This is a genomic window from Aequitasia blattaphilus, assembly GCF_024721305.1.
Lineage (GTDB): Bacteria > Bacillota > Clostridia > Lachnospirales > Lachnospiraceae > Aequitasia > Aequitasia blattaphila.
In genome coordinates this window covers 1-11,485 of record NZ_JAMXOD010000038.1, presented here as the reverse complement: position 1 = coordinate 11,485, position 11,485 = coordinate 1, and the positions used below count along the sequence as shown (strand labels likewise).

The window sequence follows — 11,485 nt, the reverse complement described above, 5'->3', positions numbered from 1 at the left end:
GTTTTACTTCTGTCTCGGCAAACTCTCTAAACAGAGTACGTGCCATTTCATGCTTTTTATCCATATTGAAATTCATTTACTATTCCTCCATATATTGTAAGACCGCAGTGTTTTGCACTGCGGTCGATTAACTTTTAAGATTAGTACATTCTTGCGTCGTTTAACTTTTCTTCTTTGTTTTTACACGCTTCCTGTGTCTTGACTGATTTACTTGTAGAAGCAACCCCCACGTGCCACCAAGATTTGTATCCTTCTGCCATGGTCTTTGGTAATACTTTTGCGTCAATCAAGGTTGATACTTCTTGCTTCTTACTGTCTTCTAATGCAGCTCTAAGTTCTTCCGGTGTCTTTGCAGTATATGTTTTAAGTCCGTATCCTTCCCCAACCTTGGCGAAATCTACATGGATGTAATCTCCATCTGTCTTTCCTGTTTCTTCATTACGATAACGGAATTCTGTACAAAGGCTTCCAATTCCATTGCCCATTTGAAGATTGTTAATACAACCAAAGGCTGCATTGTCAAATAGAACGACGTTGATTTTCTTCTTTTCCTGGATTGCAGTTGTCAGTTCTGAGTTCAGCATAAGGAATGCTCCATCTCCAACAATTGCGTATACTTCTTTATCTGGGCGGGCAAGTTTTGCACCTAAAGCACCTTGTACTTCGTATCCCATACAACTATAACCGTATTCCATGTTGTAAGAATCTTTCTCATCTGTTGTCCACATTCTTTCCATGTCTGCTGGTAAACTTCCCGAAGCGCTTACTACAATTGCATCATCAGCAATTACATCTCTGACAATAGATAGACCGTTCGTTTCTGTAATCTGACCACCGATTTGTTCCAGATAATCATTCATAATTTCTGGTGTCCAGCTTGCTACCAATGGAACGAAATCTTTTCCTGTATAAGTAAGGTTTTTGATATTCTCTAATTCTTTTGCAAATTCATCTTTTACTTCTTTTAAGTACTCTTTTGTGAAATCTGTTTTGTAGTTTTTTGCTCTTAGCTGCTCCCCGATTGCTTCAAGATTAACCTTTGCATCACCGACCACTTTTGTAGCATCCATCTTTTCAGCGTGATAATCCGAAACATTGATGGTTAAGAATTTTACGTTTTTGTTTCGGAAGATTTCTTTTGATCCGGTAACAAAGTCATTGAATCTGGTTCCCACACCAACAACTAAATCTGCTTGCTCTGCAATTGTATTCGCTGATAATGTTCCTGTTACACCAACACCACCCATGTTCATTGGGCTGCTGGAAGGTGTTGCACTTTTTCCACCTTGTGTTTCTCCATATGGAATTGTTAAATCTTCACAAAGCTTTTGAAGGGTTGCACCAGCTTCTGAATAGCGTGCACCACCACCACCAACGAAGAATGGTTTCTTTGCATTCATAATCATTTCAACTGCATCTTCAATTTGTGCAGAATCAGCAGGCGTTCTCATGATTCGATGTACTCTCTTCTCAAAGAAGTAATCCGGGAAGTCAAAACTTTCTCCCTGAACATCCTGAGGAATTGCCACACATACTGCTCCAGCTGTCGCAGGATTTGTAAGTACACGCATTGCATTAATAAGCGCCGTCATTAGCTGCTCTGGTCTTGACACACGATCCCAATAGTTACAAACTGGCTTAAACGCATCATTTGTTGTCGTTGCAAGACTGTTTGACTGTTCGATTTGCTGGAGAACTGGGTCTGGTTGTCTCGTTGCAAACGTATCTGCTGGGAATAAAAGTAATGGTACATTATTAACCGTTGCTGTTCCTGCTGCTGTTACCATATTCGCAGCTCCAGGTCCGATGGAAGAAGTACAAGCAATAATTCTTCTTCTGTTGTTTTGTTTTGCATAGGAAATAGCTACATGCGCCATACCTTGTTCATTTCTTCCGTGATAAACTCTTAAATCTCCTGGATCTTCTTCGAGAGCCTGGCCTAAACCAGCTACGATACCATGTCCAAAAATCGTGAAAATTCCATCTACAAAACGATGCTCTTCTCCGTCAAATACTACATACTGTTGATTTAAAAACTTTACAATTGCCTGACCTACTGTCATTCTTGTCTTTCCCATAGTTTTTTTCCTTTCTTTTCATGAAATGATTGTTGAATCCTAAAACTCCATCTGAAAGCGCATTTCCCATTCATGTATCAGCTCATCTCTAAATTTAGGATGTGCTATGTTAATAAGAAGCCTTGCTCTTTCCCGGAGGGATTTTCCTCTTAAATCTGCAACCCCATATTCGGTTACAATATATGCCACGTCATTCCGTCCTGTTGTAACTGCTGCACCTGGCTCCAACATCGGCACAATTTTAGAAACGGTTCCGCCTTTTGCAGTAGAAGTCATTGCAATAATAGACTTACCACCCTTTGAAAGGTTTGCACCTCTTACAAAATCTACCTGACCACCCACTCCCGAAATCTGCATTGTTCCGATGCTCTCGGCACTTACTTGACCCATGAAATCAACAGAGATACAAGAGTTGATTGAAATGAGATTGTCATTTTTGGCAATTACGTAAGGGTCATTTGTATAATCGGCAGATGCCATATATACGGAAGGGTTGTCATCAATAAAATCATAAAGTTTCTGACTTCCCATTAAGAAGGTTGCCACTAGTTTTCCAGGATGAAGTGTTTTCTTCTTATTTGTGATAACTCCTGCTTCCACTAGCTCTACTACACCATCTGAAAACATTTCAGAGTGAATGCCTAAGTCTTTCTTGTCTTTTAAAGAAAGTAACACTGCATCCGGCAATGCTCCAATTCCTAACTGAAGTGTGTCTCCGTCGTGAATTAGGCTGGCACAATTCTTTCCAATTTCTTTTTCCACCTCTGTAAGTTCACTTCTTGATAGTTCTAAGATAGGAATATCTTCCTCAACCAGATAATCAAATTCACTGATATGCATAAAGCATTCTCCGTGACATCTTGGCATATGGCTATTGACTTGTGCTATCTTTAACTTTGCCACTCTTGCAGCTGTTAACGAATAATCTACAGATACACCGAAGCTTACGTATCCATGTACATCCGGTGAGCTCACCTGTACGAGAGCTACATCTGGCGTCAACGATCCATCGGTAAAAAGAGAAGGGATCTTCGAGAAATATCTTGGAGTATAATCTCCTCTTCCCTCTTTAATTGCTTGTCGCTCATTCTTATTCCCTACAAAAATCGAATTATGTCTAACATGATCCTTTGATTCTTCCAGGCAATATGCACTGTCACCCATTCCAATCATATGAACGGTTTCAACATTCTTAAGATTTTGAACACGAGAAGTAAATGCTCGGGTGAGTGCCTGCGGTTCCCCACAGGCATGCCCTATTGCGACTCTATCTCCGTCCTGAATATGCTGAACTGCATCTTCGGCGGATACAAATTTTTCCTTATACGCTTCTTTAAATTTATTCATATTTTCACTCCATTCATCGAGTTGTTTTGCGATGGATTTTACTGTTGAATTTTGGTTGATGTTAATGATATTCTCTGTATTCGCAGCACGGACACATTCCCTCTCACACCCTGAAACGACAATACTGAAATCATTACTTTTAGGAGGTGTATAGTCAATTTCAAGGTGGAACTGCTCTTTTAACTCATTTATTATTTTACTTCTATTATATCTGGGATTACACCCACCGCAAAACTTTATATGGACTTTCATCTGCTATTTATTTTTAACTCCAGCGATATTCTTCGCAAGCTCCTTTTTGTGTTCCATATTTGCCTGACGACCAATCATAATACGCTGAGCCTGAGGAGAACCGGCTCCATGCATAGATTCCGTTCTGTAACCTACTGCTGCTGTACCCAATGTAATGTTCTCGATTAATCTTAACACTCTCATGCGGTCTTCTGTCGAAACTGCATCTATTCCTTTTAAGTACTTGTCAATATATGGTCTTAAGTGCTCATTGTCATAATCTAACTGACTCGGCATTGTTACCATAAGACCACCAGCGATGTCTTCGGCCAGCCTTGTAATCTCATAGGGCAGCCTTGTAATATTTTGTTTACAGACATTTGCAAGCAATGTATCAACATAAAAGTTCCCTGCTTCTGTTGCTGCTCCTTCGCAGGAACATGCAATACCACAAGAATAAAGTGTTTCATTTAAATGGTTCATTTCAATTAGTTTATCTTTGATGTGGCTTGCTTTTGGAACTCCATTATAATCTGCTGCCAGGGCTGTTGCTCCAATGAGCACATCACCTACACCTACCTTACATCCTCCGTAGCTTTGTCTGTGGTAAGATGCAAAACGTTCGACTAACATGCCTGCAAAATCCGTCTCTCCATTTAAGAAGATTAACTCATTTGGTACAAACACATCTTCGAATATCATTAAAGCTTCATGTCCGCCAAAGTTCTTATTTCCTAAATCAATGTCTGCATTTGGTTCTAATTTTCGGGTATCACAGCTCTGACGTCCGTAAATCATGAAGATTCCCGGTGCATCAGCAGGAAGGGCAAATGCTACTGCGTAATCCTTATCTTCCGGGCGCATAGCCACAGTTGGCATAACAATTACTTCATGAGAATTTACGATACCAGTTTGATGTGCCTTTGATCCTCTTACAACGATTCCATCCGGGCGTCTTTCTACTACCCTTAAGTACATATCCGGATCATCTTGCTGAGATGGAGATTTCCCTCTGTCACCCTTTGGGTCTGTCATTGCTCCATCCACAACTAAGTCTTCTCTCTGGATTCTTTCCCAGTACTTCTTGAAGTTCTCGTGATAGTTTGTTCCATGTGCCTTATCACACTCATATGTTGTAGAATAAGTTGCGTTCGCTGCATCCATTCCTACACATCTCTGGAAACAGGAAGCTGTTTTTTGTCCTAACAGTCTCTGCATCTTTACTTTTTTCAGTAAATCATCTGTGCTTTGGTGTAAATGAGTAAATCGATTGATTTTCTCTCCCATCAAGTTAGATGTTGCCGTCATCAGATCTTCATATTCCGGTTGTTGTGCCAATTCATAAGTCATTGCCACAGAGTTTAAAGAAGGTACAATAACGGGGTGGGTCGTTGGATCTTCTACCTTTTCCCCTAGTAAATAAACTTCTAGATTTAGTTTTTTTAGACTTTCTATATATTCATTTCTGGTTTTCATACTATTCTCCTATTAAATACAACGTACGTATATTTCTACTATTTGTTCTTTTGACAATTCAATTGGATTATTCCCTAAAAGTCTTTGCTGATTTTCCAGAACTGAAACTGCCATTTCTTCTGCCTTTGCAGCATCTACACCTAGCTCTCCCAGCTTTTGGTTTTCTAAAACAAAGCTTAACAAATCAAACATCTTTTCCCATACTTCACTGGCATCACATTTAAAAATACCTTCTAAAATAACTTCAAGTGGGGATAAGTCTGCACCCAGTTCTTTATACATATTGAATACACTTTCAAAAACCATATAGTTTGCTTTTCCGTGAGGAACGTGATAATTTCCACCAATTGGATAAGAAAGGGCATGTACTGCTGCGCAGCCTGCATTCCCAAAAGCAATGCCGGCCATTGTACTTGCAATCAGAAAATCTTCCATATCAGCCGGAAGCTTTGCTTCTCCTTTTTCTCTCATTTCAAGATATCCATTTAAGATTTTACCAATTGCTTCTTTTCCAAACATTCTTGAAAACGGACTTGCTTCTGGCGATATATAGGATTCCATTGCATGAACCAATGCATCAATTGAGCTGGTTGCAAAAACTCCATAGGGCAGTGTTTTTAACATTCCAGGTACCAGAGCTGCTTCATCCGCAAATAGCTGAGGAATTGCCAATCCTAACTTTGTGTGCTTTTTCTTGAATTCAACAATTGATATATTCGTCACTTCACTTCCTGTACCACAGGTTGTTGGTAGGATGATAAGCTCACTCTTCTTCTCTAAAGCAGCACCCTTTTCATAGAGCTCTTCCACTTCACAATCTGCTCCAAACACGAAAAGTTTCGAGATATCAATAATGGTTCCCCCTCCGATTGCAACGATTCTTTTGTAGGTTTTTCCCTTCATTTCCTTGAACATACCGTTAATCATTTCATCCGAAGGCTCTCCTTGTCCAAACTTCTCTTGGTAAAGTACATCACAAGGTGGTTCTTCGTTTCCGAGTTGAGGCATCAATACAAATTCATTTGTGATAATCAAATCCTCTTTCCCAATTTTCTTCTCCTCTAAAAGAGATTTTAGTGAGTCGTAAATTGCGATTTTAGGTTTCAATAAAAATTCCTTCATTTTCGCTGCTCCTCCTTATATTTCCGGGAAATACTTAGCGTTTTCTTCTGCTACCCAAGCATGCTCTTTTACTACATTTGTTACCATATTTTCATCATCCTGTAAACGAATAACCCATAGGTAGTATTCTGCATATCCCGGCGCTGTCGATTGACTATGAGTAACATTTCCTGGCATGCCAGTTAAATCATTATTGCGAACTTTGTATGCGTCATCCCCCATCTCTGCAAACCCATATCCATTATCCGGTAAGAATCTGTAGAAATAGATTTCTGGTTCTACGTGAGCATGAGGTGGGTAGCTGGACCACTTTCCTGGAAAGCTTACTACTTCGCCGATGAAGAAATTTGTCTCCGGGCAAGTAGAGCGATCGAAAAATGTCCTTACAATTCTTGTGGAAGCTTCATTCATACTTCCTTCTCCACGCATTTCTGTAGGGCAAAGTAAGTCTTCAGTCCTGTATAATTTAGATTCAAAACTCTTCTCATTTTTTGTTGCCTGTACAATAACTTCTGCTTTTGCGCTTAAGGCTGTTATTTCCACCTTTGTGTTCTGTGGTACATGAAGGACAATTGGATTTTCATGGAAGCAGGAATTGCGAAGTGCATCTTCTGATTTTCCATCATATTTGAAGTTTACTTCACCTGAAAGTAATGTAAAAATACACTCTTTTGCTTCTGTGAATACAAACAAATCACCCTTCGCCAAAGTCAACATCCCAAAATCCATTTTAATATCTTTATTTTCTTCTTCTACTAATCTTTCATATCCACGTTTGAACTCTTTTCCTCTTAATATCATGATACATCTCCTACTTTCTCTTAATCACTTTTTCTGCTTGTTTTACAATATTTTCTGCTGTTAATCCAAATTTTTCTTTTAAATAATCCACTGACCCTACTTCTCCAAATTCATCCTGGATTCCAATTCTTTCCATAGGGACTGGCATTGTCTCAACAAGCACTTCAGAAACTGCGCTGCCAAGTCCGTTGTGAACATTGTGATTCTCAATCGTAACGATTGCACCAGTCTTTTTTGCTGCCTCTTCAATGGCTTCACGGTCAATTGGCTTAATTGTAAATACGTTTAATATCCCAGCATTGATTCCCTTTTCTTCCAACATTTCTGCCGCTTTCATTGCTTCATCTACACAAATTCCCGAAGCAATCAGGGTAACGTCCGTTCCATCTTTAATTTTTGCTGCCTTGCCAATTTCAAAGGTCGCTCCATCTTCAAAAACTTTTACTGCATTTTTTCTAGATAAACGAATATAGAACATTCCATCCATCTTTGCAGTTTGTTTTACCATATCTCTAAGCATGGTTGAATCGGTTGGCTCTATAATTGTAATTCCAGGAATTCCTCTTAATAATCCAATATCCTCAAAAGGCATGTGAGTCGCACCATTGAAGGCTGCCGTAACTCCAGGATCACTTCCCAGCATTCTGATATTTGCTTTTGCAAAAGCACCTGATACAAAGATTTGATCCAATGCTCTTCTTGTTGCGAAGCATCCAAATGTATGAGTAAAGGGAACTAGGCCTACTGCAGACATTCCTGACGCCACACCTATCATGTTCGCTTCCTGTATTCCACAATTCACTGTATTTTCCGGAAATTCTTTTGAAAAATTAACCATTCCGATTGAATTCATTAAATCTGCTTCCAAGTACATAATCTTGGGATTTTCTTTTACAAGCTCTGTCATTGTCTCTGCGTAAGCGTCCCGCATTGCAAGTTTTTCCGTTGTATGTTGATTATTTACTGTATATTTCATGACTATTTTCCACCTTCCTTTATACATTTAATTGCTTCTTCACACTGTTCTTTTGAAAATGTCATATGATGATTGTATAGAATACCTTCTGCAAAATTACATCCTTTTCCTTTTTGTGTATTGAGAATAATCATGCCAGGTTTTCCTTCTTGCTTCTTAACGAGTTCAATAGCATCATATATTGCATCTACGTTGTGTCCATCGACTTCCAAAGTATACCAACCAAAATCATTAAACTTCTGTTGTAAGTCTCCTAAATCCAAGATGTCCTTCGTATATCCATCCAGTTGTTGTTTGTTGTAATCGATGAATGTAATTAAGTGATCCAGCTGATGTTGTGGTGCATAAAGAGCTCCTTCCCACACCTGACCTTCATCACATTCCCCATCTCCTAATAATAGGTAAGTATAATTATCTTTTCCTAAAATCTTATTCCCATGAGCAATACCGATTGCTGTAGACATTCCTTGCCCTAACGCCCCCGTACTCATATCAATTCCTGGTGTACTGTTTCTATCGCAGTGACTTGGAAGGCGTGTTCCGTTACGATTGATTGTCTGCAGCTCCTCTACTGGAAAATATCCTGACAACGCCAAAGTTGCATAAAGTGCAGGCCCTGCATGTCCTTTTGACATTACGAAGTAATCTCTGTCCTCCCACTGAGGATTTTTCGGATCTATATTCATAACCTTTCCATATAATACAGCTAAAACATCTGTTGCCGACATTGCTCCTCCAACATGACCAAATCCTAAATCTTTTAATCCTTCTAATGCGTTTACTCTAATTTCCTGTGCAAACTCTTTTGTATTTTTATTCTGATACATTCCATTCCTTCCTTTCTTGCTTTCTCCGGGGTAATATACTAACTTTAGTAATTGTATAAAATCAAACGCGTTTTATATTATTTAAACTCATTGTATATAGTTGGTCTTTGAATGTCAATACACATTCAACATAAATATTTCACTAAATTCCTTTCCCGATTTTGTATATTTTCAATATCAATTGTATAAAATATCATTTTGTTATATACTATCTTGCTTTTTATATTACTAATCTGTTATACTATTATCAGTTTTATGCGATTCAGTTTTTATACACTTAATATAGAAGGAGCGATACAAATGCGAGTAAAAAACAGAGCCGTTTTAGGTGATTTTGTCTATGATCATATAAAAGAATTAATATTGACGAAAAAAATCAAATGTGGCGAGCGTATTAATGAACAACAGATTGAAAAGGATTTAGGAGTAAGCCGTACTCCTGTTAGAGAAGCAGTGCGTCGTTTATCAAATGAGGGAATCGTAAGATTGATTCCAAATTGTTTTACGGAAGTAATTACTTTTGACGAACAATCAATAAAAGAACTGGGTATGGTTCGTATCACTATGGATTGCCTTTCCTCTCAGCTAGCTATACAAAATGGAAGCAATCGGGATTTTGATGCTTTAAAGGATCTCTCTGATAAATGTTATAATGCTCATATGGAAAAGAACTGGTACGAGCAAATTAAATACGATGCTTCTTTTCATATGAAACTGATTGAAATCAGCAAGAATGAATTGCTGATTAATCTGCAAAAGAATATCATGCTCAAAACCAGACTTCTGCAAATTGACAGAATTGATGAAAGCGCGCCTGGTGCTTTTTGCGATTTACAACAGCATACACAGATTTTAGATGCCTTATATTCACGAGATTTAAATTCTGTCTTAGACGCAACAAAAAATCATCTTGCACCTTTTTATCATCTTGAAGCAAAGGATATTAAGGTGGTAGCTTTTGCATAAAATATCTTGAGGCTGTAATAAAATGATTCTCTTACGAGCAGCATTTTATGGCAGTCTCTTTATCTGTACTGGAGAACAATATGGAAACAAAAACAAAATTCATACGAAACCCCTTTTTTAAGAGCTTTTTTCAGATTGCATTTTTTATCATTATCCAAAATATGATTACCTACAGTGTAAACGTAGCGGACAATATTATGCTTGGCAGCTATAGCCAAACCGCTCTATCCGGAGCTGCAACCGTTAATCAGATTCAGTTTCTGTTACAGCAAGTAACTCTGGGCTTAGGCGAAGGTCTTGTGGTGCTAGCTTCTCAGGCATGGGGCAAAAAAGACATTAAACCCATCCGGATTTTTACAACGATCGCCCTATCCATTGGTATTACTGTCGGATTATTGTTAACAATTGCTGCCAGCCTTTTTCCCGGAAATCTGCTTCGTATTTTCACACCGGATCCTGTCATCATAGATGCCGGAACTCAGTATCTATGGCTTATGCGGTTTACATATTTACCTTTTATTATCAGTAATATTTTGATTGCATCACTTCGAAGCATGGAACGGGTACGCATAGGTTTTTCGATTTCCTGTGTCTCGTTATTGGTGAATATTTCATTAAACTACATATTTATATTCGGACATTTTGGCGCTCCAAAACTTGGAATTGTCGGTGCTGCAATTGGTACATTATCTGCTCGTATTTTAGAGCTGATTATTGTAATCATCTATATCCGTAAGGTACAAAAAGGCGTTTTTTCCTTCATTCCTTCCGAGATAAAAAGAGCCAGTGTAGTCTCCTATGGGAAGACGAGTCTTCCTATTGTAATAACCCAAGCTTTATTTGGACTCTCAATCACTTTGCAAACCGTTGTTCTAGGCCATCTCTCCTCGGATGCGATTGCAGCAAATAGCGCTGCTACCACAATCTTTCAGTATTTGAAGCTTATTGCAATTGGCTCTTCTTCTGCGACTGTGGTGGTGGTTGGAAAATCAATCGGGGCAGGAGATACGGAGAATTTAAAGAAATACAAAAAGACACTGCAGTTTATATACTTATTTGTAGGGCTCTTTATTTGCTTATGTTTAAATCTAGTCAAGGGTCCTTTAATCAGTATGTACTCCTTGAATTCAGAAGCAAGAGGCCTGGCTTTATCCATTATTACACTTTTAAGTATTACCTCTATCGGAACTTCCTATCAGATGCCTGTTAACACAGGAATCATACGAGGAAGCGGAGACCCTAAATTTGCATTAAAAGTAGATCTTGTTTGCATCTGGTGCATTATGTATCCTCTGTCCTTTTTGGCTGCCTTTATCTGGAAGCTTCCTGTGATTATTGTCATCGCTTTCTTAAACTCGGATCAAGTGTTTAAATGTATTCCTGCATTTATTAAGGTGAACTTTTTTTATAAAATCAAAAACACTCAATCCTCTTAGCTCCCCGCTTGGAGGTGCCTACGGCTCGATTTGTCAATATTCTCTATGTAGATAGACTTTACACAGTAATGATAAATCAAATAAAGTTTAGAATTAGGAGAAGAGATATGGGAAGTGACATGCTCCCACCACTTGAATGCTATCATTCTGAAGTGGGGGCTTCCTGTTCAATATTCCTAATGGAATAAGTATCTGCAGGCTATCCCCGTATGCCCTACGGTTTGT

At 38.6% G+C, this 11,485-nt stretch carries 9 protein-coding genes; 2 read left to right on the top strand and 7 right to left on the bottom strand.

What is annotated here, in order from left to right; genetic code table 11:
• Positions 1–140: 140 nt before the first annotated feature.
• The 7 genes from iolD to NHH15_RS14915 form a co-directional block, all read right to left on the bottom strand.
• The gene (gene iolD, locus NHH15_RS14945) at positions 141–2,078 is read right to left on the bottom strand and encodes a 3D-(3,5/4)-trihydroxycyclohexane-1,2-dione acylhydrolase (decyclizing) (protein WP_262067451.1); all 1,938 of its coding nucleotides are present in this window, start codon (positions 2,076–2,078) and stop codon (positions 141–143) included.
• A 39-nt stretch (positions 2,079–2,117) separates the two neighbouring features.
• Positions 2,118–3,425 (bottom strand): acetyl-CoA hydrolase/transferase family protein, encoded by a 1,308-nt coding sequence (locus tag NHH15_RS14940; protein WP_262067450.1) that lies wholly within the window; start codon positions 3,423–3,425, stop codon positions 2,118–2,120.
• Positions 3,426–3,680: 255 nt separating this feature from the next.
• Positions 3,681–5,132 (bottom strand): 4-hydroxyphenylacetate 3-hydroxylase family protein, encoded by a 1,452-nt coding sequence (locus NHH15_RS14935; RefSeq protein ID WP_262067449.1) that lies wholly within the window; start codon positions 5,130–5,132, stop codon positions 3,681–3,683.
• A 12-nt stretch (positions 5,133–5,144) separates the two neighbouring features.
• Positions 5,145–6,254 carry an iron-containing alcohol dehydrogenase gene (locus NHH15_RS14930; protein ID WP_262067448.1) on the bottom strand — a complete coding sequence of 370 codons (1,110 nt, stop codon included), beginning with the start codon at positions 6,252–6,254 and terminating at the stop codon, positions 5,145–5,147.
• Between the two features lie 15 nt (positions 6,255–6,269).
• Positions 6,270–7,055 (bottom strand): 5-deoxy-glucuronate isomerase, encoded by a 786-nt coding sequence (locus NHH15_RS14925; RefSeq protein ID WP_262067447.1) that lies wholly within the window; start codon positions 7,053–7,055, stop codon positions 6,270–6,272.
• 10 nt (positions 7,056–7,065) lie between these two features.
• On the bottom strand, positions 7,066–8,031 hold the full coding sequence (locus tag NHH15_RS14920; protein WP_262067446.1) for a transketolase family protein: 966 nt from the start codon (positions 8,029–8,031) through the stop codon (positions 7,066–7,068).
• A 2-nt stretch (positions 8,032–8,033) separates the two neighbouring features.
• Positions 8,034–8,858, bottom strand: coding sequence for a transketolase (locus NHH15_RS14915; protein WP_262067445.1), 825 nt, complete (start codon positions 8,856–8,858; stop codon positions 8,034–8,036).
• A gap of 300 nt (positions 8,859–9,158) precedes the next feature.
• Between NHH15_RS14915 and NHH15_RS14910 the strand changes: the two genes are divergently transcribed.
• Both NHH15_RS14910 and NHH15_RS14905 read left to right on the top strand, forming a co-directional pair.
• Positions 9,159–9,824: a GntR family transcriptional regulator gene (locus NHH15_RS14910; protein ID WP_262067444.1), complete on the top strand. Its 666-nt coding sequence runs from the start codon at positions 9,159–9,161 to the stop codon at positions 9,822–9,824.
• An 80-nt stretch (positions 9,825–9,904) separates the two neighbouring features.
• Entirely contained in the window at positions 9,905–11,260 is a 1,356-nt protein-coding gene (locus NHH15_RS14905; protein WP_262067443.1) for an MATE family efflux transporter, read from the top strand.
• Positions 11,261–11,485: the final 225 nt, after the last annotated feature.

Coding starts and splice junctions, on each gene's coding strand:
- iolD (WP_262067451.1), bottom strand. CDS start 2,078: ATGGGAAAGACAAGAATGACAGTAGGTCAGGCAATTGTAAAGTTTTTA.
- NHH15_RS14940 (WP_262067450.1), bottom strand. CDS start 3,425: ATGAATAAATTTAAAGAAGCGTATAAGGAAAAATTTGTATCCGCCGAA.
- NHH15_RS14935 (WP_262067449.1), bottom strand. CDS start 5,132: ATGAAAACCAGAAATGAATATATAGAAAGTCTAAAAAAACTAAATCTA.
- NHH15_RS14930 (WP_262067448.1), bottom strand. CDS start 6,254: ATGAAGGAATTTTTATTGAAACCTAAAATCGCAATTTACGACTCACTA.
- NHH15_RS14925 (WP_262067447.1), bottom strand. CDS start 7,055: ATGATATTAAGAGGAAAAGAGTTCAAACGTGGATATGAAAGATTAGTA.
- NHH15_RS14920 (WP_262067446.1), bottom strand. CDS start 8,031: ATGAAATATACAGTAAATAATCAACATACAACGGAAAAACTTGCAATG.
- NHH15_RS14915 (WP_262067445.1), bottom strand. CDS start 8,858: ATGTATCAGAATAAAAATACAAAAGAGTTTGCACAGGAAATTAGAGTA.
- NHH15_RS14910 (WP_262067444.1), top strand. CDS start 9,159: ATGCGAGTAAAAAACAGAGCCGTTTTAGGTGATTTTGTCTATGATCAT.
- NHH15_RS14905 (WP_262067443.1), top strand. CDS start 9,905: ATGGAAACAAAAACAAAATTCATACGAAACCCCTTTTTTAAGAGCTTT.